This window comes from Rouxiella aceris, from assembly GCF_012933545.1.
In the GTDB taxonomy this organism is placed as follows: domain Bacteria; phylum Pseudomonadota; class Gammaproteobacteria; order Enterobacterales; family Enterobacteriaceae; genus Rouxiella; species Rouxiella aceris.
The window spans coordinates 192,765-218,265 of record NZ_JAADJU010000007.1; the positions used below are offsets into that span (position 1 = coordinate 192,765).

General features: G+C 52.0%; 26 protein-coding genes. 11 read left to right on the forward strand and 15 right to left on the reverse strand.

Annotation, left to right across the window (positions count from 1 at the left end):
• Positions 1-302: 302 nt before the first annotated feature.
• Positions 303-1,982 (reverse strand): aspartate:alanine antiporter, encoded by a 1,680-nt coding sequence (locus GW590_RS14540; RefSeq protein WP_169403768.1) that lies wholly within the window; start codon positions 1,980-1,982, stop codon positions 303-305.
• A 298-nt stretch (positions 1,983-2,280) separates the two neighbouring features.
• Between GW590_RS14540 and ybjM the strand changes: the two genes are divergently transcribed.
• Positions 2,281-2,655, forward strand: a complete 375-nt coding sequence (gene ybjM / locus GW590_RS14545) for an inner membrane protein YbjM (RefSeq protein ID WP_169403769.1) — start codon at positions 2,281-2,283, stop codon at positions 2,653-2,655.
• 104 nt (positions 2,656-2,759) lie between these two features.
• Here the strand turns inward: ybjM and GW590_RS14550 are convergent, their stop codons facing one another.
• Positions 2,760-3,026 carry a GrxA family glutaredoxin gene (locus GW590_RS14550; protein ID WP_169403770.1) on the reverse strand — a complete coding sequence of 89 codons (267 nt, stop codon included), beginning with the start codon at positions 3,024-3,026 and terminating at the stop codon, positions 2,760-2,762.
• A 330-nt stretch (positions 3,027-3,356) separates the two neighbouring features.
• Between GW590_RS14550 and cho the strand changes: the two genes are divergently transcribed.
• The 9 genes from cho (at position 3,357) to rlmC (ending at position 12,783) form a co-directional block, all read left to right on the forward strand.
• Positions 3,357-4,205 (forward strand): excinuclease Cho, encoded by an 849-nt coding sequence (gene cho / locus GW590_RS14555; protein ID WP_169403771.1) that lies wholly within the window; start codon positions 3,357-3,359, stop codon positions 4,203-4,205.
• A 125-nt stretch (positions 4,206-4,330) separates the two neighbouring features.
• The gene (gene nfsA, locus GW590_RS14560; protein ID WP_169403772.1) at positions 4,331-5,053 is read left to right on the forward strand and encodes an oxygen-insensitive NADPH nitroreductase; all 723 of its coding nucleotides are present in this window, start codon (positions 4,331-4,333) and stop codon (positions 5,051-5,053) included.
• 17 nt (positions 5,054-5,070) lie between these two features.
• Complete coding sequence (gene rimK / locus GW590_RS14565) at positions 5,071-5,973, forward strand: 30S ribosomal protein S6--L-glutamate ligase (RefSeq protein WP_169403773.1); 903 nt, start codon at positions 5,071-5,073, stop codon at positions 5,971-5,973.
• A gap of 239 nt (positions 5,974-6,212) precedes the next feature.
• The gene (locus GW590_RS14570) at positions 6,213-6,695 is read left to right on the forward strand and encodes a type III secretion system chaperone family protein (RefSeq protein ID WP_169403774.1); all 483 of its coding nucleotides are present in this window, start codon (positions 6,213-6,215) and stop codon (positions 6,693-6,695) included.
• 499 nt (positions 6,696-7,194) lie between these two features.
• Entirely contained in the window at positions 7,195-8,304 is a 1,110-nt protein-coding gene (gene potF / locus GW590_RS14575) for a spermidine/putrescine ABC transporter substrate-binding protein PotF (protein WP_169403775.1), read from the forward strand.
• Between the two features lie 276 nt (positions 8,305-8,580).
• Entirely contained in the window at positions 8,581-9,729 is a 1,149-nt protein-coding gene (potG, locus tag GW590_RS14580) for a putrescine ABC transporter ATP-binding subunit PotG (protein WP_169403776.1), read from the forward strand.
• A gap of 17 nt (positions 9,730-9,746) precedes the next feature.
• A complete protein-coding gene (gene potH / locus GW590_RS14585) occupies positions 9,747-10,700 on the forward strand; it encodes a putrescine ABC transporter permease PotH (RefSeq protein ID WP_169403777.1) in 954 nt (317 codons plus the stop codon).
• The gene (potI, locus tag GW590_RS14590) at positions 10,697-11,542 is read left to right on the forward strand and encodes a putrescine ABC transporter permease PotI (RefSeq protein ID WP_169403778.1); all 846 of its coding nucleotides are present in this window, start codon (positions 10,697-10,699) and stop codon (positions 11,540-11,542) included. Before potH ends, potI begins: the two co-directional genes overlap by 4 nt.
• Positions 11,543-11,652: 110 nt before the next feature.
• On the forward strand, positions 11,653-12,783 hold the full coding sequence (gene rlmC, locus GW590_RS14595) for a 23S rRNA (uracil(747)-C(5))-methyltransferase RlmC (RefSeq protein WP_169403779.1): 1,131 nt from the start codon (positions 11,653-11,655) through the stop codon (positions 12,781-12,783).
• Positions 12,784-13,326: 543 nt separating this feature from the next.
• Here the strand turns inward: rlmC and fliR are convergent.
• From fliR to fliF, 13 genes are all read right to left on the reverse strand, one after another.
• Positions 13,327-14,109 carry a flagellar biosynthetic protein FliR gene (gene fliR, locus GW590_RS14600; RefSeq protein ID WP_169403780.1) on the reverse strand — a complete coding sequence of 261 codons (783 nt, stop codon included), beginning with the start codon at positions 14,107-14,109 and terminating at the stop codon, positions 13,327-13,329.
• Positions 14,110-14,157: 48 nt separating this feature from the next.
• On the reverse strand, positions 14,158-14,427 hold the full coding sequence (gene fliQ / locus GW590_RS14605) for a flagellar biosynthesis protein FliQ (RefSeq protein WP_169403781.1): 270 nt from the start codon (positions 14,425-14,427) through the stop codon (positions 14,158-14,160).
• Positions 14,428-14,445: 18 nt separating this feature from the next.
• Complete coding sequence (gene fliP, locus GW590_RS14610; protein ID WP_235955952.1) at positions 14,446-15,231, reverse strand: flagellar type III secretion system pore protein FliP; 786 nt, start codon at positions 15,229-15,231, stop codon at positions 14,446-14,448.
• A gap of 2 nt (positions 15,232-15,233) precedes the next feature.
• Positions 15,234-15,671: a flagellar biosynthetic protein FliO gene (fliO, locus tag GW590_RS14615; RefSeq protein WP_169403782.1), complete on the reverse strand. Its 438-nt coding sequence runs from the start codon at positions 15,669-15,671 to the stop codon at positions 15,234-15,236.
• Positions 15,671-16,087, reverse strand: a complete 417-nt coding sequence (gene fliN, locus GW590_RS14620) for a flagellar motor switch protein FliN (RefSeq protein ID WP_169403783.1) — start codon at positions 16,085-16,087, stop codon at positions 15,671-15,673. Before fliN ends, fliO begins: the two co-directional genes overlap by 1 nt.
• Positions 16,080-17,090: a flagellar motor switch protein FliM gene (gene fliM, locus GW590_RS14625; protein WP_169403784.1), complete on the reverse strand. Its 1,011-nt coding sequence runs from the start codon at positions 17,088-17,090 to the stop codon at positions 16,080-16,082. Before fliM ends, fliN begins: the two co-directional genes overlap by 8 nt.
• 7 nt (positions 17,091-17,097) lie before the next feature.
• Complete coding sequence (gene fliL, locus GW590_RS14630) at positions 17,098-17,592, reverse strand: flagellar basal body-associated protein FliL (RefSeq protein ID WP_169403785.1); 495 nt, start codon at positions 17,590-17,592, stop codon at positions 17,098-17,100.
• Positions 17,593-18,049: 457 nt separating this feature from the next.
• Positions 18,050-19,510: a flagellar hook-length control protein FliK gene (locus GW590_RS14635; RefSeq protein WP_169403786.1), complete on the reverse strand. Its 1,461-nt coding sequence runs from the start codon at positions 19,508-19,510 to the stop codon at positions 18,050-18,052.
• Positions 19,507-19,950, reverse strand: coding sequence for a flagellar export protein FliJ (gene fliJ / locus GW590_RS14640; protein WP_169403787.1), 444 nt, complete (start codon positions 19,948-19,950; stop codon positions 19,507-19,509). Before fliJ ends, GW590_RS14635 begins: the two co-directional genes overlap by 4 nt.
• A 151-nt stretch (positions 19,951-20,101) precedes the next feature.
• Complete coding sequence (fliI, locus tag GW590_RS14645; RefSeq protein ID WP_169403788.1) at positions 20,102-21,466, reverse strand: flagellar protein export ATPase FliI; 1,365 nt, start codon at positions 21,464-21,466, stop codon at positions 20,102-20,104.
• On the reverse strand, positions 21,466-22,191 hold the full coding sequence (gene fliH / locus GW590_RS14650; RefSeq protein WP_169403789.1) for a flagellar assembly protein FliH: 726 nt from the start codon (positions 22,189-22,191) through the stop codon (positions 21,466-21,468). The genes fliI and fliH overlap by 1 nt, the downstream gene beginning before the upstream one ends.
• Positions 22,184-23,176, reverse strand: a complete 993-nt coding sequence (gene fliG, locus GW590_RS14655; protein WP_169403790.1) for a flagellar motor switch protein FliG — start codon at positions 23,174-23,176, stop codon at positions 22,184-22,186. The genes fliH and fliG overlap by 8 nt, the downstream gene beginning before the upstream one ends.
• The gene (fliF, locus tag GW590_RS14660; protein ID WP_169403791.1) at positions 23,173-24,873 is read right to left on the reverse strand and encodes a flagellar basal-body MS-ring/collar protein FliF; all 1,701 of its coding nucleotides are present in this window, start codon (positions 24,871-24,873) and stop codon (positions 23,173-23,175) included. Before fliF ends, fliG begins: the two co-directional genes overlap by 4 nt.
• Before the next feature lie 312 nt (positions 24,874-25,185).
• Here fliF and fliE point away from each other — a divergent pair, with 312 nt between their 5' ends.
• Positions 25,186-25,500 (forward strand): flagellar hook-basal body complex protein FliE, encoded by a 315-nt coding sequence (gene fliE / locus GW590_RS14665; RefSeq protein WP_169403792.1) that lies wholly within the window; start codon positions 25,186-25,188, stop codon positions 25,498-25,500.
• Position 25,501: the final 1 nt, after the last annotated feature.

Consider the following 25,501-nt stretch of genomic DNA (forward strand, 5'->3'; position numbering starts at 1 on the left):
GAAATTATCTCATAGCTTGAAATGCAGACAGTCAGAATTGCGTCGCCAGTTAGTCGCCATCGATTAAGGTGATGCGTTTTAACTATCTGTTTTGTAAGGAGGTTTTATTCAGGCAACAAAAAACCCGATAATCTTGAACCTAAACAGGCGGGACTATCGGGCTCTCCAACTTGGGGACTTCAAAGTAAAGCAGTGGCACTAATTAAGACTGCCTTATGTAAAGAAAGTTCTCGTCAGTTCAAATAAAATACATTTTTTTATTGATTTTTCATAAGCTCATTAAAAATCAATAAGTTATCCACTCAACCCGGCCAGATAATAACGATCAGGGTACCGGCCAGCGTCAGCAGTACGTTGGCAATGGCGTAAGTGCCAGCGTAACCCAGCGCCGGAATGTTACTGCGCGAGGTATCACTGATTATTTCCATGGCCGGAGCGCAGGTGCGGGCACCCATAATGGCGCCAAACAGCAGTGCGCGGTTCATGCGTAAAACATAAGCGCCAAAAATAAAGCAGATCACCACCGGTACCAGGCTGACCAGCAGACCCGAGATCAGCATCTGGGCACCCACGGTACCCAGACCGTGATTAATACCTGCGCCGGCACTGAGGCCGACACCGGCCATAAACACCATCAGGCCGAACTCTTTTACCATATTCAATGCGCCCTGCGGAATGTAGCCGAAGGTCGGATGGTTGGCACGTAGAAAACCCAGCATAATCCCGGCAAACAGCAGGCCGGCGGCATTACCGATACCAAAGCTAATGGTTTTAAACTGGAAGGTAATTAAGCCAATCATCAGCCCGACAATAAAGAAGGCACAAAAAGCCAGTAAGTCGGTGAGTTGACTGTGAATCGAGATAAAGCCGATACGCTCGGCCACGCTTTTTACGCGACGTGCATCGCCGCTGATCTGCAGTACATCCCCTTTATTGAGCACCACACTGTCATCGATAGGCATTTCAATCTGACTGCGGATCACTCGGTTAAGGAAACAACCGTGATCGGTCAAATTGAGCTGACTAAGCCTTTTACCTACCGCGTTATTATTTTTGACCACCACCTCTTCGGTGACAATGCGCATATCAAGCAAGTCGCGGTCAAACACCTCTTTACCGTTACGGAAGCTGGGATCGAGGCGGGAGTGGGCATCGGGATAGCCGACCAGGGCGATCTCGTCTCCGGACTGCAATACCGCGTCTCCGTCCGGTGTTGCCAGGATCCCGTTGCGGCGGATACGCTCTATATAACAGCCGGTTTGACGATAGATACCCAACTCGCGCAGGTTTTTACCATCGGCCCAGGCCACCAGTTCCTGACCGACGCGATAGGCGCGGATCACCGGCAGATAGACCTTGCGCTGACTGTCGGTATCCAGGCCACGCTCGCGGGCAATTTGCTGGGCACTGGTGGAAAGATCCTGATGCTGAAGTTTGGGCAGGTAGCGAGCACCAAAAATCAGGCTTACCAGGCCAATCAGGTAGGTCAAGGCATAGCCCAGACTAAGGTTATCCAGCTCCGGACCCAAAACCTTGGTGCTGCCCAGCGTGTTGCGTAGCGTATCGCCAGCGCCAACCAATACCGGGGTTGAGGTCATTGAGCCGGCCAGCATACCGGCAGTCAAGCCGATATCCCATCCAAAGAAGCGGCCAAGACCCAAGGCCAATAGCATGGCGCTGCCGACCATCACCAACGCCAACATCAGATAGTTTTTACCGTCGCGAAAAAAGATGGAAAAAAAGTTGGGCCCGGCTTCGATGCCGACGCAAAAAATAAACAGCATAAAACCAAGATTCAGCGCTTCGGTATTGATGCTGAAGTGTTGTTGGCCGAGCAGCAGCGAAACCACCAAAACCCCAATGGAATTACCTAATTGAACCGAACCGAGTCGTATCTTCCCCAGGCACAAACCCAGTGCCAGGACAACAAAAAGCAGCAGGATATAATTTCCATTTAACAAACTAGCGACATTTATATTCACAGAGTATTACTTATTGGTTACCAGCAATTTATTGAAATATATAACAGTAAAAGATAAATTCATTCACTCTACCAATTGAATCACGCCGCAGAGTCGTGGTTTACCCACTGTTACTGTTTATCCGAAATCACGTGCAGTATTCTAATCGTTGAAGGGGCTGACAGCCAGTCTTAGCCGGGTTTAAACAGCAAAAACAGACCTGGAGTTGCCGGGAATGGCGCTAATGGCCTGCGCTAACGTTATCAGTCGCAATAACAAATGCAGAAGCTCAGGTTAACACTAACAATGGAGAGAGGATATGAGCAGGCGTTCATCTCTAAAGACTGCAGCGATCAGCAGCCTATTATTTATATTTGTTTTTATTGTGTTAAAAAATAACACCATTGTTGTTAATTTTATTGACCCACAAGGGAATTTGGGTCTGTTGTTGTATATGCTGCCGGGAATAATTACCTGTTTTATTAATCGCGGTAACAATGTGCTGGCATTATTGATTGGCGCACTGATTGGTGTGCCGCTGTGCTTATTAATTCGCCATTATTTTATGCCGGAAGTGCGCGGTTATGGGCAAGAATTGGCTTATTTGGGGAGCGCGGTATTTTGGACCATGTTGGGAGCAATGTGCGTGTTGCTGTATCGCATCTGGATCATGCAGTTCCGCCATCGTGATTGACAGCCGGGCAGTCAGCGAGGGTAGGTAAAAGGTTAGAAACGCGGGCATCGAAATATAAAAAAGGCGCCTGATTAAGCGCCTTAACATTCTGTGTTCAGAAACAATTATTGCTGATACAGCGACAGGTTTTCTTTGGCATAAGCTTCAAAATCGGTGCAACCGCCAATATGCTTTTGATCGAGGAAAATCTGCGGCACTGTCTCGACAGGTTTACCGACAGTTTTTTCCAAATCCGCTTTACTGATGCCTTCCGCGTGGATATCTACATAACGGAAGTTGAAATCATCACGTTCTTCAGTGAGTTTTTCAGCCAATTCTTTTGCACGCACACAATAAGGACAGCCAGGACGCCCGAAAATTACTGCAAACATGGAGACTCCTTAGATTTAAAACATCTGAAAACATAAATTAGTCATTTTGCAAAAGCTTTCGCGGGAAGTTTTATCTTTTAGCGCAACGCTCTCGTTGATGGCGTTACTATGCCTGTCTCAGATAAGAAAAAAAAGCAGGAATTACCTGTCGCTTTGATGGGCTGCACCTATCTCATGCCAGCGACCGTGCTCAGCGCTTGCCGGGAGCGCCACTCAGGCAACCGCTGTGCTTAAACAGACTTCACAACGCTTGATGACTGTATGGATATTCAGTATTATCGCAAGTGTCTATTTATTATGCGCTAACGCCTCGCTGTTATTGATACTTCTATGCCAAATGAAAATACGTCTCTGCCTTATCAGTACCCGGAACACCTGCGTTATACCCTCGAAACCCTGCCGGCATGTTGCGGGGTGTATATTTTTTATGGCGAGGACCAGACCTTTCCGCTGTATATCGGCAAAAGTATTAATATCCGCAGTCGGGTGCTGGCCCATTTCAGAACCCCGGCAGAAGCAAAATTATTGCGTATGACCAGCAGGATCGACTGTGTGGAAACCGTAGGGGAAATTGGTGCCTTGCTGCTCGAGTCGCAGATGATCAAAAATCAGCGCCCGCTGTTTAATAAACGGCTGCGGGTAACGCGTAAGCTCTGTTCGTTGCGGGTCAGCGAGAGCAGTACGCGGATTGTTTTCAGCAACGAAACAGATTTTTCCTGTGCCGAGGATCTGTTTGGGCTGTTTAAAACCCGCTATGCTGCCATTGAACAGATCCGCGACATTGCTGATCAGCAACGACTTTGTTATGGCGCCTTGGGTCTGGAAAAATTGTCGAGCAACCGGCCCTGTTTTCGTTACTCTCTGGGACGCTGTACCGGCGTGTGCTGCGGCATGGAGAGTCTGTCAGAACATCAGCAGCGATTAAAAAATGCCCTTGATGCCATGAGAATTCGCAGTTGGCCTTATCCGGGGCGCATCGCCATTGAAGAGCATTCCGCCAGCCATAGTGAGTTCCATGTGCTGAAAAATTGGTTATATCTTGGCACGGTAAAAACGCTGGCGGCGGCGAAGGCATTGCAGATGTCGACGGCGCATTTTGACCGCGACAGTTACAAGATCCTCTGCCAGCATGTTTTTAAGCAAAAAGGGCTGGCCATTACCCTGTTGGATGGTGAATAACCTGATTCAACCTTATGAATAATTAACATATTTTTACAATTCCGTCAGTGCTGTACGCTAAATATGCATTCCGCTTTTACCCAGAGTGGGTATAGTGCCGCCAATTTCACCAAGGAACTCCCATTATGACGCCAACTATTGACCTTCTGCGCGCACATAGCTCAGTGCGTTCTTTTACCGGCCAGGCTATCAGCGACCAACAACGCGAGGCGATTTTGGGCGCTGCCCAGGCCGCGTCAACCTCGAGTTTTTTGCAGTGTTCATCCATTATTCGTATTACTGATACTGCGCTGCGAGAAAAACTGGTGCAGTACACCGGCGGCCAGCAGTATGTGGCGACGGCGGCCGAGTTCTGGGTTTTCTGCGCGGATTTTAATCGTAACTGGCAAATCAATCCGCAAGCGCAATTGGGACTGGCAGAGCAACTGCTGCTGGGGTGCGTCGATACGGCCTTGATGGCGCAAAATGCCATGGTAGCGGCCGAGTCGTTGGGGCTGGGTGGCGTCTTTATCGGCGGCATTCGTAACCAGATTGAAGATGTTATTACCCTGCTGAATCTGCCAAAATTTGTTATGCCGCTGTTTGGTTTTTGTCTCGGTTATCCCGCACAGCACAATGCCTTTAAACCGCGGATGCCGCAGAGCATGCTGGTGCATGAAAATAGCTATCAACCGCTGGATAAAACCCAGTTGGCCAGTTATGACGCCGAGCTGGAAGCTTACTATCTGTCACGTGACAGCAATGCCCGTCGCGATAACTGGAGTGATTTGATTATCAGAACGCTGAAAAAAGAGCAGCGTCCTTTTATGCTCGAAGCGTTGCACAAACAAGGTTGGGCTACGCGCTGACAGACATGGAGTGTCGGATGAAAATTGCCATTCTTTCCCGTGACGGATCGTTGTATTCCTGCAAACGCCTGCGTGAGGCGGGAGAAGCACGGGGTCATCAAATTGATGTTATTGACCCGTTGTCTTGCTATATGAATATCAACTCGGCGGCACCGAGTGTTCACTATCGTGGGCGACAACTGGACAAGTACCATGCGGTGATCCCACGCATTGGTTCGGCGATCACTTTTTATGGTACCGCGGTGCTGCGTCAGTTTGAAATGCTGGGCAGTTTCCCGCTAAACGAATCGGTGGCCATCACCCGGGCCAAGGATAAACTGCGTTCCATGCAGATCCTGGCGCGTGAGGGCATCGATCTGCCGACTACCGGCTTTGCCCACTCGCCGGATGATACCGCCGATCTTATCGATTTAGTTGGCGGCGCGCCGCTGGTGGTTAAACTGGTTGAAGGTACCCAGGGCATCGGCGTGGTATTGGCGGAAACCCGCCAGGCGGCGGAAAGCGTGATCGATGCCTTTCGCGGGCTGAATGCGCATATTCTGGTGCAGGAGTTTATCCGTGAAGCCAACGGCTGCGATATTCGCTGCCTGGTGGTAGGTAAACGGGTGGTTGCCGCTATTGAACGTCAGGCCAAGGCCGGGGATTTTCGTTCCAACCTCCATCGCGGTGGTACCGCACGCAATGTGGCGATCACTCCCCAGGAAAAAGCGATGGCGGTGAAAGCCGCGTTAACCCTCGGGCTGGATGTCGCCGGGGTAGATATTTTGCGCGCTGCACGTGGCCCTTTGGTGATGGAAGTTAACGCGTCGCCGGGGTTGGAGGGCATTGAAAATACCACCGGGCTGGATATCGCCGGTATGATGATCGATTATATCGAAATGCGCGCCAAGCCGGGTTTTCGCTTAAAATCCGGTGGCTAAAACCGCAGTCAATATGGGGATACTGCAGCATTTTGCGGTATCACCCGCCATTATTTCGGCCATTCACTGATAATATCGCCATTGATCGTGGCGCTGGCGGTGAAATTTCCGTAAGCTATCCCACTTAACTATTTCGATTAAAAAGACCGATAACGTAAAAAGTCCGATCAGACTCTTTTTGTGTTCCTACATTTTTACGAGACGTCACCATGCTTTACCGACACCCTGAGGCTGATTATATGGATTCACTCACCGTCCCTGATTTGGCGTTATTACGACGCTGGCTCGATCAGTTGGGCATTTCTTTCTTCGAGTGTGATTCCTGTCAGGCTCTTCATCTGCCACATATGCAGAACTTTGACGGTGTCTTTGATGCGAAAGTGGATCTGGTGGATAACGTGATCCTATTTTCTGCGTTGGCTGAAGTCAAACCCACTGCACTGATCCCGTTAGTTGCCGATCTAAGCCAAATCAACGCCAGCTCACTCACCGTGAAAGCCTTTATCGATATCCAGGACGACAATCTGCCAAAACTGATTGTTTGCCAGTCATTGAGTGTTGCTGTCGGTGTTACGCAAGAGCAATTTGCCCACTTCCTGCAGCAGGCAGAAGAGCAAATGTCGATGATTATCCTCGAAGCCCATGCCAATGATTTGCTGTTTGTCGGCGATGAAGAAGACATGAGTCCGCCAATAAGTCTGAATATTCCGCTGTTACACTGATCCGCTGTTTTCCTGCCGCGGCTATAACCCTATAGCTGCGACAGCGTTATCGTCATTTAACTCTCTTATGCTGCAAATTATCCTTGTTGCCAATGATTTCCCTTGTCGACGGGTAAAATGACGCAGGGTATAGAGATTACTGCATAAATAATCGATGAATGCTGTTTTTTTGCTATAGATCTGGTGTCATCTGTTGCAGGGGGTTATGCTTCACACTCTGCGCAGTACACAGGATACCTTGATAAACCAATTGGTTATTTCACAGGCTGCGCAGCGGTTGGCAATATGCATGTCTATGCATCCTGCTCGCCAGGCAGGGCAGGCAAGTGTCAGGCAAATAAAATGTTCTGATTAGTAAATAACTGACTAATCTATTTAATTACGGGTTATTCGACGTCGTTGTTTATCGATTCGCACGGCACCTGCCGTTGCTGATCAAAACAGAGACCGGGAAGCCGCGCATATTTCTTTTTATCACTCCTGTTGGAGGTAATAACGGATGTTTACCCTGCGTAAAAAGTGGTTATCGGGCGTTATCGCCGGTGTGGCTATGGCCGCCTCTGTTGCCGCCTCTGCGGAAGACAAAACGCTGCATATTTATAACTGGTCCGATTATATTGCACCTGACACCGTCGCCAATTTCCAGAAGGAAACCGGCATTAAAGTGGTGTACGACGTATTCGACTCCAACGAGGTGCTGGAAGGCAAATTGATGGCGGGCAGCACAGGTTTTGATCTGGTGGTCCCTTCTGCCAGTTTCCTGGAGCGACAAATTTCCGCTGGCGTGTTTAAGCCGCTGGATAAAAGCAAACTGCCAAACTACAAAAATCTCGATCCCGAGCTGCTAAAAATGGTGGCCCAGCACGATCCGGATAATAAATACGCTATCCCTTATCTGTGGGCAACCACCGGTATTGGCTACAACGTAGATAAAGTCAAAGCTGTGCTGGGTAAAGACGCACCGGTCAATAGCTGGGATCTGGTACTGAAACCGGAAAACCTGGAAAAACTGAAAAGCTGCGGTGTCTCCTTCCTTGATGCACCGGCCGAAATTTATGCCACCGTGCTCAACTACCTGCATCTGGATCCTAACAGTACCAATGCCAGCGATTACAGCACCACGGCCACTGATCTGCTGCTGAAACTGCGTCCAAGTATTCGCTATTTCCACTCATCGCAATATATCAATGACCTGGCAAATGGTGATATCTGCGTGGCCGTTGGCTGGGCAGGGGATGTGATCCAGGCTTCCAACCGCGCCAAAGAAGCAAAAAATGGCGTTAATATCGCTTATAGCATTCCCAAAGAAGGGGCGCTGGCGTTCTTTGATGTGTTTGCCATGCCGGCAGATGCCAAAAATAGCGATGAAGCCTACCAGTTCCTTAACTACCTGATGAAACCGGAAGTGATGGCTGGCATCAGTAATACCGTGTTCTATGCCAATGGTAATGCGGCAGCAACGGCGTTGGTCAAGCCGGAGATCCGTAATAACCCAAGCATTTATCCACCGGCTGATGTGCGCGCCAAGCTGTTTTCTCTTAAAGTTCAGGATCCGAAAATTGATCGCGTGATCACTCGTTCCTGGACCAAAGTGAAAAGCGGTAAATAATGTTTAGCTAACCTGGACAATATCCTCTCGTGGTCGCTGACGCACTATTATGCGCAGTAGCGGCAAGGGAGCCGGGTATCCTGTCCTTTGGCGGCTCCGCAGCAATCTGCGGGGCCGCTTCGCTTTTAGTTGTTTCGCTGATTTACCTGGCAGACCTGCGAATTTTGCGTGGGCTGTTATGCTTAAAAGGCATAATCTGGGTATCTTTGCGTTGATCGTTTTGCGAGCCGGCTGTCTGACGGCTTTTTGACCTGCTTCTGTCGGAGAGATTTCTGAGTGAATGATGTTATTCCACGCCCTCAGCCGTTAAATAAAGGCGAAAAATCCCTGAAAGGTTTTTCCCCTCTGCTGGAAATCCGTAATTTATCCAAATCCTTTGATGGTCAACTGGCCGTAGATGACGTCAATCTGACCATTTACAAAGGCGAGATTTTTGCGCTGCTGGGCGCATCTGGCTGTGGCAAATCTACCTTGCTGCGTATGCTTGCAGGATTTGAGGCGCCAAGCCGCGGGCAGATTGTTCTCGATGGCCAGGATTTATCCCATGTGCCGCCTTATCAGCGACCGATCAATATGATGTTCCAGTCCTATGCGCTGTTTCCGCATATGACCGTGGAGCAGAATATTGCCTTTGGCCTTAAGCAAGACAAATTGCCATCAGCCGAGATTAAAAACCGGGTTGCAGAAATGCTGACGCTGGTGCATATGGAAGAGTTTGCCCGCCGTAAACCGCATCAGCTTTCCGGTGGTCAGCGTCAGCGCGTGGCCCTGGCGCGCAGTCTGGCGAAACGTCCAAAATTGCTTCTGCTCGATGAGCCCATGGGCGCGCTGGATAAAAAACTGCGTGACCGTATGCAGCTGGAAGTGGTGGATATTCTTGAGCGCGTGGGTGCCACCTGCGTGATGGTGACGCACGATCAGGAAGAAGCCATGACCATGGCCGGACGTATCGCCATTATGAACCGCGGTAAGTTTGTGCAAATCGGTGAGCCGGAAGAGATTTACGAACACCCCAACAGCCGCTTTAGCGCCGAGTTTATCGGTTCGGTTAATGTGTTTGAGGGCCTGTTGGTCGCGCGAGAAGAAGATGCCTTGATTATCCGCAGTCCTGGCCTGATGCATCCGCTCAAAGTGGATGCCGATGCTTCGGTGGTCGATGGTGTGCCGGCCTTTATTGCCCTGCGTCCGGAAAAAATCATGCTGTGCGAAGAGGTGCCGGAAGATGGTTGCAATTTCGCCGTCGGTGAAGTGGTGAATATTGCCTACCTGGGGGATTTGTCGATTTATCATGTCAAATTACATAGCGGCGAGATGATCACTGCCCAGTTGCAAAACGGTTTCCGTTTCCGCAAAGGGATGCCGACCTGGGGCGATGAAGTGCGTTTGTGCTGGCAAGCCGATAGCTGTGTGGTATTGACCGTCTAGGTCAGGAGTTAACGAAAATGACAATGCTGACTAACGACCCTGCGGCAGCGCCGGTGGGTAAAGTGCGCCGGGTGGTGGGGAAATTGCAGCAGGCACATGGCAAAAAGCTGGTGATCCTGCTGCCGCTGGTGTGGTTTATGCTGCTGTTTCTGCTGCCATTTCTGATTGTTTTTAAAATCAGCTTTGCCGATATGGCGCGGGCGATCCCCCCTTATACTGACCTGATGACCTGGACCAGCGGGGTGCTGGATATTGCGCTGAATTTTGGCAATTATATTCAGCTTACTCAGGATCCGTTATATATCGAGTCCTATCTGCAGTCGCTGGAAGTGGCAGCCATTTCCACGCTGCTGTGTCTGCTGATTGGCTATCCGTTGGCCTGGGCGGTGGCACACAGTGCCCCCTCGACGCGCAATATTTTGCTGCTGCTGGTGATCCTGCCTTCCTGGACCTCGTTTCTGATCCGCGTCTATGCCTGGATGGCGATCCTTAAAGATAACGGCGTACTTAATAATGTGCTGCTATGGCTGGGGGTTATCGATCAGCCGCTGGTTATTTTGCATACCAATCTGGCGGTGTATATCGGTATTGTCTATTCCTATCTGCCGTTTATGGTATTGCCTATCTACACGGCGTTGACCCGTCTCGATTACTCGCTGGTGGAAGCCTCTCTCGATCTCGGTGCCAGACCTTTCAAAACTTTTATTCAGGTGATCGTGCCCTTGACCAAAGGCGGCATTATCGCCGGTTCCATGCTGGTATTTATTCCGGCAGTGGGGGAGTACGTAATTCCGGAACTGTTGGGTGGGCCAGACAGCATTATGATTGGCCGTATTTTGTGGCAGGAATTCTTTAATAACCGCGACTGGCCTGTGGCCTCGGCGATTGCCGTAATTATGTTACTGCTGTTGATCATGCCAATTTTGTGGTTCCACAAATACCAGAATAAAGAGTTGGGAGAGAAAGAATGAATCTGCTGCCGGTTGTGCGCTCGCCATGGCGCATTGTGATCCTGGTGTTGGGATTCACTTTTTTATATGCCCCAATGCTGATGTTGGTGATCTACTCCTTTAACAGCTCCAAGCTGGTCACCGTCTGGGCGGGCTGGTCCACCCGCTGGTATAGTGAGCTGTTTCACGATTCGGCGATGATCAGTGCGGTCAGCATGAGTTTAACCATTGCCACCGCGGCGGCCAGTATGGCGTTGGTGGTCGGCACGTTGGCGGCGGTGGTGATGGTGCGTTATGGCCGTTTTCGCGGCGCGACCGGTTTTGCTTTTATGCTTACGGCCCCGCTGGTTATGCCGGATGTGATCACCGGGCTGGCGTTATTGCTGCTGTTTGTCGCCATGGGACATACCCTGGGTTGGCCGGGAGAGCGCGGGATGTTCACCATCTGGCTGGCACATGTCACCTTCTGTAGCGCCTATGTGGCGGTGGTGGTGGCTGCCCGCCTGCGCGAGCTGGATCGATCCATCGAAGAAGCCGCCATGGATTTGGGCGCAACGCCGCTGAAAGTGTTTTTTATTATCACTATTCCGATGATTGCCCCGGCGCTGATTTCCGGCTGGCTGCTGGCCTTTACCCTGTCGCTGGATGACCTGGTGATTGCCAGTTTTGTTGCCGGTCCGGGTTCCACCACGCTGCCGATGCTGGTCTTTGCCAGTGTGCGTCTGGGCACTAACCCGGAGATTAATGCCCTGGCCAGCCTGATCCTGCTGGTGGTCGGCATCATTGGAATTATTGCCTGGTGGTTTATGTCGCGAGCAGAGAAACAGCGCGTTAAAGATATGCAGCGTGCGACTCGCCATTAACCCGGATTTTCCGTGCTGATAACCGCGTCTTTGCCGCCTGGCGGTGGTAAACTTCGCGGCAACTTTTTCACCCTGCGCGCTGGCGCGCAGCGATAACGGTCACTTTTTATATGCATTGCCCACAATACACCGCCGGAACCTGCCGTTCCTGCCAATGGCTGGAAAAACCCTATGCCAGTCAGCTCGCAGACAAACAGCGTGAGCTAACCGATTTACTTGCGGGTTTTCCCGTGGCGCAATGGCGTGAACCGGTTGCCGGAGAACAACGAGGTTTTCGCAACAAGGCCAAAATGGTGGTCAGCGGCAGCGTTGAGCGGCCGTTGCTTGGCATGCTGCATCGCGACGGTAGCGCGGTTGATCTCTGTGATTGCCCGCTTTACCCGCCACGCTTTGCCGAGATTTTCCCGCTGCTGAAAACCTTTATCGCCCGCGCCGGTCTTACTCCCTATAACGTGGCGCGTAAACGCGGTGAGTTGAAACATTTATTGCTGACCCAGAGTCAATATAACGGCGGATTGCTGCTGCGTTTTGTGCTGCGATCGGAAAGCAAGCTGCCGCAACTGCGTGACGCTTTGCCCTGGCTATTGCAACAGTTACCAGACTTACAGGTGGTTTCTGCCAATATTCAACCGGTGCATATGGCCATTCTTGAAGGGGAGCAGGAGATTGCGCTAACAGAACAGCAGGCGTTAGAGGAGCAGTTTAATCAGGTGCCGCTGTTTATTCGTCCGCAAAGTTTTTTCCAGACCAATCCTCAGGTCGCGGCAGCGCTGTACGCCACGGCTCGCGACTGGGTGGCAGAGCGTCATATCAGCAGCATGTGGGATCTGTTTTGCGGCGTCGGCGGATTTGGTCTGCATTGCGCGACCGCCGAGACGCAGTTAACCGGCATTGAGATCAGCGCCGAAGCCATTGCCTGTGCCCGCTTATCTGCACAACGTCTGGGGCTGCAACACGTCGAGTTTAAGGCGTTGGATTCCACCGGCTTTGCCACTGGCCACGACAGTGTGCCGCAACTGGTGCTGGTCAACCCGCCGCGTCGCGGTATTGGTCGCGAACTTTGTCACTATCTCGACCGTATGGCTCCGGGTGTTTTGCTGTATTCCAGTTGCAATGCCCAAACCATGGCGAAAGATATTGCCGAGCTAAAAAATTACCGTATTGCCCGCGTTCAACTGTTTGATATGTTTCCCCATACTGCGCACTACGAAGTACTGACGCTGCTGATCCGCGCGGTTTAAGCTCACCCTGCTGTTTATCCTCTCCGCCAGGGAACTTGCCCCCTGGCGCGGCCACTTATTTTTATTCGTCGTAGCTGGGGCTGCGCGACAAAAGATATGTGCCTTCACTGATTTGTCAGGATGCGGAAAAATTATGATAAACAGTATTCAGCAGGCGGGGACGGGTCAGGAAAATTCTACTGCGGTGGCCAATGCCGGGCAGGGGACGAGCAGGCAGGACACGACAGCGGCTGGCAGCAAATCAGTCAGCCTACCCCGGCCATCTGCTGAGGCGTTACCCGCCGGGCAAACAGCGATCAGCCTGGTAAAGCATTCACACTCGCTATTACATTATTGCAAAAGGATCGCGCGGCGATTACGTTGTCGCTGCCGAAAACATGCCATCCCGCTGGTGGTATTTATCACTATGCCGGGGATGCGATCAATATCCAGGCGCCGAGTGCGTTACCGCTGGGGGCGCAAACGCTATTGCCGTCCGCCCAGCGTGGATTATCGCAGCTTATAATTGTTTCACGGCAACTTACGGCGCAGGGTAAGGCGATCTCAGCCGGCGATATCACCGACAATGGTGGTCAGCCGGAACAGCACCTCGCTAAACAGGCGCTCACAGAAAGGGGCCATCAGCGGCATCATTAAACCGATCGACAGTATGCCCACTGTCAGGGTGATGGGGAAGCCAATAACAAACACTGACAGCTGCGGCGTTACACGGTTGAGCAGGCCCAGTGACAGGTTAATAGTTAACAGCAGGGTAATAATCGGCATCGCCAGCATCAGACCGCTGCTGAAAATCATGCTGCCAGACTGTGCCAGCGCCAGAAAACCATTGCCATTAAGCGGTTCGGCGCGGATGGGTAGCACCTGGAAGCTGTCCGCCAGCAGCGAAATCATCCACAGATGGCCGTTAAAGCTCAAGAACAGCAGTACGGCCAGCATATTTAACACCTGAGCCAGTACCGGAGAGTTAAGGCGGTTGCTGGTATCAAAGAAGGTGGCGAAGGAGATCCCCATCTGCAGGCCCATAATTTCACCGGCCATACGCACGGCGGCAAATGCCAGCTGCATGGTCATGCCCAGGGCGGCACCAATCATCACCTGCTGGATCGCCAGCCAAAATCCCATGGAAGAGAACAGGGGGACGTCGGTCGGTGGCAGATTGGGAGCGATTAAAAAGGTCATCATCAGACCGAGACCAATTTTCGCCCGTTGCGGGATCGATCTTTCACTGAGTAACGGGGCGGTGTTAAATAGCGCCAGGATACGGATCATTGGCCAAAAAAAAGTGGTGATCCATAAGGTAAGCTGGTCGGTGCTCAGGTGCAGCATGGGGCGCTCTTTATCATTATCAGCGGTGGTGGCGACGTAATGACCGGGTTAACCAATAATCGTCGGTAAGCTGGTAAACAGATTACGCATGTAGTCGAGCAGCAGATTCAGCATCCACGGACCGGCGATAACGATAGTTGCAAACACTGCCAGAATTTTAGGAATAAACGACAGTGTCATTTCATTAATCTGTGTCGCCGCCTGTAGCAAGCTCACCACCAGACCGGTGATCAATGCAGCCAACAGTAGCGGAGCCGCTACGGCTAATGCAATTTTCATCGCCTGGTCGCCCATGGCCATCACGGATTCTGGAGTCATCGTCTACCTTATATTTCATTAGCTATAAAAGCTTTGTGCCAGTGAACCCAGCAACAATTGCCAGCCATCCACCAGCACGAAAAGCATCAGTTTAAACGGCAGTGAGATGGTGGCCGGTGGCACCATCATCATCCCCAAAGCCATCAGCACACTGGCAACCACCAGGTCGATGATCATAAAGGGAATAAAAACAGTAAAGCCAATCTGAAATGCAGTTTTCAATTCGCTGGTGACATAAGCCGGCAGCAGCACACGCATTGGCACCGCTTCTGGACCGGCGAGCGGTGGCAGATGGGCCAGACGTGCATAGAGGGCAAGGTCGGTTTCGCGCGTCTGCCGCATCATAAATTCGCGCAAAGGCTGTGCGCCTTTATCCATGGCGACTTCCATGGTGATCTTGTCCTGGCTAAACGGCTGATAGGCATCGCTGTAAATTTTGTCGAACACCGGTGACATTATAAAAAATGTCAGAAACAGCGCCAGACCCAGCATCACCTGATTGGGCGGTGCCGAAGGGGTGCCCAGCGCATTGCGCAGCAGGCCGAGCACAATAATAATGCGGGTAAAACTGGTACACATCAGCAGCAGGGCGGGCAACAACGTCAGAGACGTCAGAAATACCAGCGTTTGTACCGGTAACGACCAGTTTTGCGAGCCGTTGGCGAGCTGATGAGTAACAATACCAGGCAATTGCGCAAAGGCCGCCGGACTGGCTAGCAGTAACAGGCTGATAACCGGGTAGCGTCCCGCGCGGAAAAGACGCGCCGTGCCGCGTGCAAAGTGAGCAACTTTAAACCAAGACATGCTTATTTTCCCGGACGTTTAAGAACTTTTTGTAACAACTGCACAAAATCAGCGGGTTTTTCGCCGCTGTTTTCATCGTCTGTCGGTAGCGACGTCGGTGGCGCACTCAGTTGATGCAACGGGGTAATTTGTGTGGCAGTCACCCCTAACACCAGCCAGGTGTTGTCGACTTCAACGATCACCACTCTTTCACCGCGACCCACCTGGCAACTGGCGGTCACTTTCAGCAGTTTGTTATTTTTGGTCTGCGGCGCAAAACCGGCGCGTTTAACCAGCCAGCCAATAAATACAATCAGCAGTAAAATAGCACCCAGCCAGCTACTCACTTGCGTTAATGCCGTACTCGGCGCCACGACGGGTGGCGCACTCTGCTGCATGCCGGCATGACTTCCGGCAACAGGCGAGCTGTACAGATTATCGGGTGTAGCAGGGGTAGCCATTAGCGGCTCAAACGACGCATGCGTTCGGATGGGGTGATAATATCGGTGATACGTACACCGTATTTATCCGCAACCACCACCACTTCACCCTGGGCAATCAAATAGCCATTGATCAGGATATCCAATGGCTCACCCGCCAGACCGTCAAGGGAGACGACCGAACCCTGTGACAGGCGTAGCAGCTCTTTGATGGTCATTTTGGTGCGTCCCAACTCTACGGTCAGCTTTACCGGGATATCGAGGATCATGTCGATATCTTGCAAACTTCCCTGAACTTCCTGGGCACCCAGCGCGGCGAAAACACCTTCGGTAGAGGATTTATCTCCGACCGAAGCTTGCTGTTCGTTGAACGCATCAGCCCATAAATCGTCAACGTTATCCGAGCTCGCGTCAGACGGTTTATTGGTATCACTCATGGGGCTGTTCCTCATCTAGAGAATTTAAAATTGGGTTAATCAAATGTTCAACGCGCAGTGCATACTGTTCGTTCAAGGTGCCGTATTTACTGGTGAGCACCGGCACACCATCAACGTGGGCAATCAGGCGGTCAGGTTTCTCAATCGGCAAAACATCACCGGGTTGCAGCTTGAGGATCTGTGATAGACGCAGCGGAATTTCAACAAAAGTGGCGATCAGCTCCAGCTCAGACTGCTGAACCTGATGTACCAGATTATCACGCCATTGACTCTCTTCGTGACGCGAGTTCTCAACCGGCGGGTTGGTCAACAGTTCCCGTATTGGCTCAATCATGCTAAACGGGATACAGATATTAAAATCACCGCTCAAGGCACCAATTTCCACATGGAAAGGGGTGGTGACCACGATATCGTTTGGCGATGAGGTAATATTGGTAAATTTGACCTGCAACTCGGCGCGGACGTATTCAACACTGAGTTTGTAGACGCCACTCCAGGCATCCTGATAGGCGTCCAGTGCCAGGGTCAGCATACGCTTGATCACTCGTTGTTCGGTATGAGTGAATTCGCGGCCTTCTACCTTGGTAGGAAAACGACCATCGCCACCAAACAGGTTATCCACCGCAATAAATACCAGGCTTGGGGCAAACACAAACAGTGCTGAACCGCGCAATGGCTTGAGATGGATCACGTTCAGGTTGGTCGGCACCGGCAAGTTACGGGCAAAATCATGATAAGGCTGAATTTTTATCGGTCCAACCGTGATGTCCGGGCTGCGGCGCAACAGGTTGAACAACCCCATACGGAACTGACGAGCAAAACGCTCGTTAATGATTTCCAGCGCTTGCAAACGCTCACGCACCACGCGACGTTGCGTAGTAGGGTCAAAGGGTTTAACGCCATCATCGTTAGCGATGGGGGCGTTATCTGTCTGTTGGCTACTGTCGCTATCGCCGTTAAGCAATGCGTCAATTTCGGCCTGTGAAAGAATGCTATCGCCCATAGTTTGATTATCGCAGTATGAAAGCAGTGAACAGCACGTCGCTGATCTCTAGATTAGGTTGTCCCTTGACAAAAGGTGCACTCAGGGTCTGTTTGATATCTTGCACCAACTGCTGTTTGCCAGCTTCGTTGGCAATACTTTCAGATTTTTGGCGCGAGAGCAACAGCAGCAAACGGCTGCGTACTTCCGGCAAATACTGAGTTAAGGTGGTGCGATTCTCTTCATCCGGCAAACGCAGCGTCAGCCCAACGTAGAGCACGCGGTCTGGGTTGTTGTCCGGGGTTTGCAGGTTAACGGTAAAAGTGTCCAACGCCAAAAAGACCGGCGGTGCAGGTGGCACCTCTTTTTTCACCTGAGCTGTATCACCGGCTGCCTGGTTATGATGTGTCCACCAGTAATATCCGCCCGCGCCACCGCCAGCAATCACTATTAACAGCAGCAATATCATCAGTAGCGGTTTTTTACTTTTTTTGCCCTTGGCCGAAATAGCATTGTCTGACATGAATAAGACGATTCCCTATAAGTAAAAAGCGGTTGGCGAGAGGAATGACACTTCCGCTATATTATTTCTTACCATGATTATCGGCTTTATCTCGCTGTTCAATAGTCAGAATAGGCGAGAAAAATGACTTCACCTCTGCCGTTTAGCTTTAATCACTTTCGGTTTTACGGGGAGCGTTGCGTGGGGGGCATAGAGTGAACAACAGATTGAGTCAGGCTTTATGCATTATTATTCGCATAAAGCCTGCATTGACTTAGACTCTTTGTGCTAATAAAAGCCATTTTTATCAATGACTTCAGACGGCTGACAAAGTCTGTTATTAGGGAGAGTGCACCGTTGGGGTCGTAGCGGGCTTGCCCGCCGGAGCGCCCCTAGGTGTGCTATGCCCGGGTATCTCGATCATCAAGACCACTTTGTCATCAAACTCAAGTCATTTTTATCAATGGCTTTTTAATTATCAGGCGAAAATATCAACGGCGCTGTTACCGCTGGCCAGTGACTGGATAGCGGCCGAAACCGGTAAAGCAGAGCCGACGGAACCGCCAGAGTTAAAGGCAGCCCAACTGGCGCTACTTCCCTGATTTGCTGACGACTGTTGACCGGCCTGTTGATTTGCCTGTTGCCATTGCGACGCGTCACTGCCGACGCTGCTTTGGCCCAGACTGATGCCATTATCCGCCAGCGCAGTACGCAGTTCCGGCATGGCAGACTCAATGGCAGCACGTACCTGGCTGTGACCGGACACAAAGTGGATTTGTGCCTGATTATCTTCAATTTTCAAGCTGATCTGGATAGAACCCAGATCCTGTGGATGCAGGCGCAGCTCGGCGGTCTGCTTGCCTTGGCTGCTGAACATCATCACTTGCTGACCCAACGCCTGTTGCCATTCAGGGCTACCGAGTTGTGCGTTGAGTGCCGAAACTGCCGGGGCGGTAACGGTTGTGCTGGTAGTCGGCAGGCTTTGCGTCACCGGAGTGGAAACGGCTGATGCGGCGCTTTGCGACTGGGCCAAGGCTTGCAGCGCGGCGCTGCCATCCTGTGAGGATTGGGCATTATCCTGGCTGGCCCCGGCGTTGGTAGCTGCGGCACTTACCTGGCTGGCGGCAAGGGCAGCGCTGGTGTTATCGACGGTCTGCGCACTATAAGTCGCAGCGGTTTTCGGCTTGGCAGTGTCCGTTTTTCCGTCGCTGACGGTAGATGTGGTGACGCCAGTGGTTTTGTCATTGGCAGATAACAGGCTGGCTGCGGTGGTACTCAATCCAACCGCCGTCGTGGCGGCCTTATTGCTGAGTTCAGCTGCATCTGTCAGTTGGGCAGAGCTGGCCGAGGCGGTTGCAGCCGTCGTTTGCGTCGGCTGGGCAGCCAACATGGCAAACAGGGCCTGCACCGGCAAGGTGGTGGCATCGCTGGCTTTATCGTCTTTGCTGTCAGTCTTATCCGTCAGCAGCGAGGATTTCAGCGCGTTGGTATCAAGCACCGGATCGCTCTGCGTACCTGGCGATAATTTATTTACCGCACTGATCAACTGGCTCATTTGCGCATCATCAAGCTGCAAAGTACCGTCGCTTTGACCTGCGGCAATCGCCTGGGTAAGGGTGGTTTTATTGACCGCCTGCCCCTTGGCCAGGATCTGGCTGGATAATTTTGCCAGCGTTTTGCTGGTATCCAGGCTGGACTGCGGGTTGACCTGTGAGGCCAGCAGAGCAGCAAAGCCCTGTGGACTGTCGCTGTTATTGCTGGTATCCGTGGTGCTGGCGGTATTATCGGTACTGCTTTTCGCTGTCGTGGTGCTATTGGCAGTGGCAGTGGCAGTGGCGCTGGCAGTCGTATTGCTGTTGGCGCTGCTGGCAGACGAAGCGGTGCTGGTGGTTGTCGCTGCCGGAGTGAACGCGGCAGTGATAACAGGAAGCGTTGTCATGATTTTTTCCTTTGTGCGCCACGCTGGGCAAACTCATCATTTAATTTTTGATCCAGCTTGTTTTCCAAATGCTTCTGCTGGTCGCTTGCTCGCTGTTGCAACGTTTGATAAGCATTCAGCCGTTGCTGTTTTTCTTGCCATAGGACGAGCGCCGAATCAAGCCGCTGATTCCACTGCATTAACTGCTTGTTATGCTGATCAATAGCCACCTCGAGGGTGGTGATAAATTGCTGATAGTTTTGCCAGGTGTTGGCGGCAATACCATCACTCATGGTGCTGTTAAGCTTTTCTCGATACTCCTGTTGGTAATTCAACAGCATCGATAACTGTTCCTGAGCCTGGGTTTGCGACTTTCTGACCTGGCCCAAATGATTGGTCGCCTGGTCCAGTGCTTTTTGCGCCAGTGAACAAAGCGTGACTAACGGCGATGAGCTTTCCATTTATCTTCCACCTTCTACAACACCCTTACCAGCTCTCTTTAGCACCGGACAACGGTGTCAAAGACAGGGCTACGGATAATCTTTATCTGCCGGTAATGTTCACGACAGCCCGAACTCACTGTGCGGCATCCCACGGGTGGGAGCCTTGCTACTAACCAGGCAACATCATTTTCAGTTGCAGACAGGCATCTTCGTAACTGCTGCGTTCCATAATGTCCTGCTGCAAAAAATCTTCCATCTGCGGATAGAGGCGGATGGCCTTGTCGAGCATCGGGTCACTACCCGGTGCGTAAGCGCCGACGCTAATCAGATCGCGGTTGCGCTGATAACTCGACATCATCTGTTTGAAATCTCTGACACGGTTATATTGCTGGGAGTCAATCAGCGACGTCATGGCACGGCTGATCGAGGCTTCGATATCGATTGCCGGATAGTGTCCGGCTTCCGCCAGACGGCGTGATAACACCACGTGTCCGTCGAGAATGGCGCGCGCCGAGTCGGCGATGGGATCCTGCTGATCGTCCCCTTCGGTCAATACGGTATAGAACGCGGTGATTGAGCCACCCCCAGTGATACCGTTACCTGCGCGTTCAACCAGCGCCGGTAACTTGGCAAATACGGAAGGCGGATAGCCTTTGGTTGCCGGTGGTTCACCAATCGCCAGGGCGATTTCACGCTGTGCCATGGCATATCGAGTTAGTGAGTCCATAATCAGCAGCACATGCTGACCGCGATCGCGAAAATCTTCGGCGATGCGCGTGGCATAAGCGGCCCCTTGCATACGCAGCAAAGGCGAAACGTCGGCCGGGGCGGCAATCACTACCGAGCGAGCACGACCTTCAGCGCCGAGGATATTCTCAATAAAATCTTTAACTTCACGACCACGCTCGCCAATCAGTCCAACGACAATAACGTCGGCCTGGGTATAGCGGGCCATCATGCCGAGCAGCACACTTTTACCTACGCCGGAACCGGCAAACAGTCCCATACGCTGTCCGCGTCCAACGGTGAGCAGGGCGTTAATGGCCCTGACGCCGACATCGAGAACATGTTCTATCGCAGTACGCTGCAGGGGGTTAACCGGCGGTGTGATCAAGGCGGCGCGATAGCCGGTATCCGGTGGCGGCAAACCATCCAGGGGTTTGGCGCTGCCGTCGAGCACGCGGCCCAAAAGTTGCGGCCCCAACGGCAACTGTTTGCCTGCGGTATGGCCTTCGGCACTGATGCGTGCATATACGCGCGCGCCAGGCAGTACCCCTTCGACTTCTTCAAGAGGCATCAAAAACAGGTGTTGGCCATTAAAGCCGACCACTTCACTTTCCACTTCCTGGATGTCGGTGCCGTTGTAGCGCTCAATCAGGCAGGTGGCACCCAAGGGCAGTTGCAAACCGGTGGCTTCCAGCACCAGACCGGTGGCACGAGTCAGACGGCCGTAGCGGCGCAGGGCGGGTGCCCGCTCCATACGCTTCTCTGCTTCATCCAGCGTTTTTAGCAAGCGGCTCAGGCGGGCTGTCATCAGAGATCTCCCGGTGCGGCAAGACGGCAAAGCTCGTGCCAGCGTGTAGCCAGCGAGGCATCCATATCACCATCCTCAGCGCTGACTTTGCAGCCGCCGCTGTGGATCTGGTTATCGGCCAGCAGACGCCAGCCGTGCAGACTTAAGGTCACGCCCAACTGATGCTCGACCCGTTCAAAATCTGCCGGGTTAACGCGCAACTGCGGCTTGCCCTTAAACATTGGCTCAAGCTGAATAAGCTGCTGGATCTGATGCAGCAGCGCCGAACCATCACAAATCGGCGCCTGGCCAAGCACCTGTTTGGCTGCGGTCAGGGCCATTTGCATCAGACGGGAAGCAATAACGCTGTCCAGGGCATCCAGAGTTTGTTGAAAGTCGGCCACCAATAATTGCCAGTGATCGGTCAATAGTTGCTGCTGCTGTTGGGCTTCCTGTAAGCCCTGGGCTTGTCCGGCTTCCTGTCCGGCGGTAAAACCCGCCTGATAACCTTGCTGTTGCCCCTGATCATAACCCTGTTGGTGACCCTGCTGCTCCGCCCGTTGAAACAGGCGTTGCAGTTCAGTCTGGTCAACCACCATTTCACTGCGTACTTCGCCTGTGTCGCTTTGGCTCTCAGGAAACAGTGGCTCAATGGCAGTTTTGGCCAGTGGCTCAGTTAAATCCTTGAGCTTCCACGGCTGCCAGGGCAGGCTTTTGATCTTGTCGGAGAACGGTTTATCAGACATAGGAGTCCTCGCCGCCGCCAATTACCATTTCGCCGGTTTCCGCCAAACGACGGACGGTTTGCAAAATGGCTTTCTGTTCGTTCTCGACCAGAGACATACGTAGTGGACCACGGCTGGCCAGGTCGTCGCGCAGTATATCGGCCGCACGTGCCGACATGTTGCGCAGGAATTTCTCGCGCAGTGGCTCGTCGGCCCCTTTCAATGCAATAAGTAGCGATTCGCCTTCGATTTCCTGCAACAGGCGCTGGAGACTGCGGTCGTCGACATCCACCAGGTTTTCGAACAGGAACATTTCGTCGATGATTTTCTGTGCCAACTCGCCATCGTACTCGCGCATAGCGCCAATGACCGCTTCTTCCTGCTGAGTTTTCATCAGGTTGATAATTTCGGCAGCAGTACGAACACCACCCATCTTCGCACGCTTGAGGTTCTGACCATCGAGCAGGTTGTTCAGCACTTCGGTCAATTCTGCCAACGCCGACGGCTGTACACCACCGAAGGTAGCGATACGCAACATCACGTCATTACGCAGACGTTCATCAAACAAGGCAAGAATATCGGCCGCCTGACCACGTTTGAGGTGCACCAGGATGGTGGCAATAATCTGCGGATGCTCGTCGCGAATAAGGTCGGCGGCGATCTGCGGTTCCATAAAGTTGAGCGTTTCCATGCCGCTGGTGCTTTCCCGCGATTCGAGAATATCTTCCAACAGGCTGGAGGCACGTTCTTCGCCCAGTGCCTTGGTCAGGACCGAACGCAGGTAATCGCTGGTGTTGACGCTCAGCGCAGCATACTGTTCGGATTCATCCTCAAACTCGGTCAGCACTTCTTCCAGTTGCTTATTGGAAATTTGATGGATATTGGCCATCGCCGCACTGATTTGCTGAACCTCACGCGGGGAGAGGTGCTTGAACACCTCAACCGCACGGTCTTCGCCCAGGGTCACCATCAGAATGGCGCTTTTTTCTGTTCCGGTCATTGTCATAGTTCAGTACTCATCCATTGGCGAATAACCAGGGCGATGATACGAGGATCCTTATCAGCCAGCTCTTGAACACGTTGCGTTTGTACTTCAACACTGACGCGCTGTTGTGAACGCTTATGTTTGACCATCTCTTCACCACTGAGCTTGGCAGCCTGGCCACCAGTAGCATCAGGAGAATTGGCAGCAATAGCGGCGGCGGCAGCGGCTTCAACCGAAGCTTTCTGGTTGAGAACCAGAGGACGAACCAGTTTGCGCCACAGGATCAGGGCGATAATCAGTACCAGCAGATAACGTCCACCGCTCATCAACAGGTCGATAAAGGCCGGCGTTTTCCAGAATGGTATCGCGGCATCCTGGTTAGAGGTGTCATTAAATTGGGTATTGACCACATTTAGCGTATCGCCACGATCGGCTGAGAAACCCATGGCTTCACGGACCAGAGAGTCAATCTGCTTGATTTGGGCATCGTTCAACGCTCTTGGCTTGCCGTCCGGACCCGTTTCATAATTGACCACCACCGCAGCGGACAGACGCTGTATGGCACCCGGCTGATGCTGGGTGTGCATAATGGTGCGATCAAGTTCGTAGTTGGTAGTTTCATCGTGACGCGTATTTGACGGCCCCGATGAAGTTGCCGCTTTGCTGCCGGTTTGTGTTTGCGCATTTGCCGCTGCGTTGGTTCCGGCGTTAGCGGCTGGTGGAGTAGTAATAGGTCCGGTAGCCGGAGTGCTTGGCTGATTGGTCAAAGCCCCAGGCACGCCACCGACACTGCCACCACCGAGTTGTTGATTGTCGCTGGCCTGACGTGAACGCACGGACGCTTTTTGCGGATCGCCATTCGGCTGATACTGTTCGTCGGTCTGCTCGCGGGAGGCATAATCGATTTGCGCAGTAATTTGCGCATGCACATTGCCGTTACCAACTACAGGTTGCAGGATAGATTCGATGCGACGCTGCAGACGGCCTTCAACTTCATTGGCGTATTTCAACTGGGAGGCATTGAGATCGCGACCGTTGCTATCTGATTGCGTCAGCAGGTGACCGCTCTGATCGACGACTGTCACGTTGGCAGGCGGCAGACCGGAGACGCTGCTCGATACCATATATACGATGGCGTTAATCTGGCCATCATCCAGTGCTCTTCCCGACTGCAAGTCCAGGGTCACCGAGGCGGAAGGATTTTTCTGTTCACGCACAAATAAAGAAGGCTTCGGGATCGCCAAATGTACGCGAGCGGTCTGTACCGGACCCAGCGTTTCAATGGTACGCGACAGTTCACCTTCCAGGGCGCGCTGATAGTTGATTTGTTCACTGAACTGACTGATACCAAATTTTTCCTGGTCCATCAGTTCAAAGCCGACGGCGCCACCTTTCGGTAAGCCGGCAGATGCCAGGCGCAAACGGGTTTCATAGACCTTGTCAGCAGGAATAAGCAACGCAGTACCGTTACTATTGAATTCATAGGGGATATTCATCTGCGTCAACTGTGTGACGATCTCACCGCCATCTTTATCGCTCAGATTGCTAAACAGTACGCGATACGTCGGGCTTCTCGCCCACAGCATCATAACAACAACAATCGCCACGGCGGCAGCAGCAGCAATGGCGATAGGAATTTTTGGGTTGGCGCGCAGTCGATTGATGAACGCAGTCAATCCGCTTTCACGAGTCTCTGCGCCGGCTATTGCGGAACTCATACAAGATCCCTATTCAGCTGTTGAACGATGTTGTTCGTGTTGTGTCGTGACAAAACAGACTCCCAAGTGCGCAATCAAACAAGCGTTAAATTTTTCAGTACCTGCTCAACGCGTGGTGACTTTTTGCGATGCCCGTTGAGCGGTGCCTATTTTCTAGGTAAGCCATTATTTGCTTCTAAAGGCAAAGTTAATGGGTCAATAAGCCATGGTTTTTGCAGTCAATTAGCCGCTTTACCCGTGAAATGATGTGTTAGTGTTTCCACCTATAAGATATCCATGGTGGGTATCTCCCCTGGTTAAAACGGAAAAATCATGTCAATTCAAGGTATTGAGGGCGTTTTACAACAGATGCAGGCCACTGCGTTGCAGGCGGGAATGAAACAGCCCGCAGAACCTTTGCAGGAAACCGGTTTCGCCAGTGAAATGAAGGCAGCTTTAGGTAAAATCAGTGATACCCAGAACACGGCGCAGGTGCAGTCGGAGAAGTTGGAGCTGGGCGTCCCTGGCGTGGGTCTCAATGATGTGATGGTTGATATGCAAAAATCGGCAATTTCTCTGCAACTGGGTGTCCAGGTCAGAAACAAGCTGGTTAGCGCTTATTCAGAAATTATGAATATGTCGGTGTAAC

What these genes read in the sequence shown, in the direction of transcription:
- nfsA (WP_169403772.1), top strand. Translation starts at nt 4,331, where the DNA reads ATGACGCCAACTATTGACCTTCTGCGCGCACATAGCTCAGTGCGTTCT.
- fliQ (WP_169403781.1), bottom strand. Translation starts at nt 14,427, where the DNA reads ATGACTCCAGAATCCGTGATGGCCATGGGCGACCAGGCGATGAAAATT.
- fliM (WP_169403784.1), bottom strand. Translation starts at nt 17,090, where the DNA reads ATGGGCGATAGCATTCTTTCACAGGCCGAAATTGACGCATTGCTTAAC.
- fliL (WP_169403785.1), bottom strand. Translation starts at nt 17,592, where the DNA reads ATGTCAGACAATGCTATTTCGGCCAAGGGCAAAAAAAGTAAAAAACCG.
- fliH (WP_169403789.1), bottom strand. Translation starts at nt 22,191, where the DNA reads ATGTCTGATAAACCGTTCTCCGACAAGATCAAAAGCCTGCCCTGGCAG.
- GW590_RS14635 (WP_169403786.1), bottom strand. Translation starts at nt 19,510, where the DNA reads ATGACAACGCTTCCTGTTATCACTGCCGCGTTCACTCCGGCAGCGACA.
- fliI (WP_169403788.1), bottom strand. Translation starts at nt 21,466, where the DNA reads ATGACAGCCCGCCTGAGCCGCTTGCTAAAAACGCTGGATGAAGCAGAG.
- fliJ (WP_169403787.1), bottom strand. Translation starts at nt 19,950, where the DNA reads ATGGAAAGCTCATCGCCGTTAGTCACGCTTTGTTCACTGGCGCAAAAA.
- fliR (WP_169403780.1), bottom strand. Translation starts at nt 14,109, where the DNA reads ATGCTGCACCTGAGCACCGACCAGCTTACCTTATGGATCACCACTTTT.
- potF (WP_169403775.1), top strand. Translation starts at nt 7,195, where the DNA reads ATGTTTACCCTGCGTAAAAAGTGGTTATCGGGCGTTATCGCCGGTGTG.
- fliF (WP_169403791.1), bottom strand. Translation starts at nt 24,873, where the DNA reads ATGAGTTCCGCAATAGCCGGCGCAGAGACTCGTGAAAGCGGATTGACT.
- potH (WP_169403777.1), top strand. Translation starts at nt 9,747, where the DNA reads ATGACAATGCTGACTAACGACCCTGCGGCAGCGCCGGTGGGTAAAGTG.
- fliE (WP_169403792.1), top strand. Translation starts at nt 25,186, where the DNA reads ATGTCAATTCAAGGTATTGAGGGCGTTTTACAACAGATGCAGGCCACT.
- potI (WP_169403778.1), top strand. Translation starts at nt 10,697, where the DNA reads ATGAATCTGCTGCCGGTTGTGCGCTCGCCATGGCGCATTGTGATCCTG.
- fliO (WP_169403782.1), bottom strand. Translation starts at nt 15,671, where the DNA reads ATGGCTACCCCTGCTACACCCGATAATCTGTACAGCTCGCCTGTTGCC.
- rimK (WP_169403773.1), top strand. Translation starts at nt 5,071, where the DNA reads ATGAAAATTGCCATTCTTTCCCGTGACGGATCGTTGTATTCCTGCAAA.
- ybjM (WP_169403769.1), top strand. Translation starts at nt 2,281, where the DNA reads ATGAGCAGGCGTTCATCTCTAAAGACTGCAGCGATCAGCAGCCTATTA.
- cho (WP_169403771.1), top strand. Translation starts at nt 3,357, where the DNA reads ATGCCAAATGAAAATACGTCTCTGCCTTATCAGTACCCGGAACACCTG.
- fliN (WP_169403783.1), bottom strand. Translation starts at nt 16,087, where the DNA reads ATGAGTGATACCAATAAACCGTCTGACGCGAGCTCGGATAACGTTGAC.
- GW590_RS14550 (WP_169403770.1), bottom strand. Translation starts at nt 3,026, where the DNA reads ATGTTTGCAGTAATTTTCGGGCGTCCTGGCTGTCCTTATTGTGTGCGT.
- fliG (WP_169403790.1), bottom strand. Translation starts at nt 23,176, where the DNA reads ATGACAATGACCGGAACAGAAAAAAGCGCCATTCTGATGGTGACCCTG.
- GW590_RS14570 (WP_169403774.1), top strand. Translation starts at nt 6,213, where the DNA reads ATGGATTCACTCACCGTCCCTGATTTGGCGTTATTACGACGCTGGCTC.
- fliP (WP_235955952.1), bottom strand. Translation starts at nt 15,231, where the DNA reads ATGTCTTGGTTTAAAGTTGCTCACTTTGCACGCGGCACGGCGCGTCTT.
- rlmC (WP_169403779.1), top strand. Translation starts at nt 11,653, where the DNA reads ATGCATTGCCCACAATACACCGCCGGAACCTGCCGTTCCTGCCAATGG.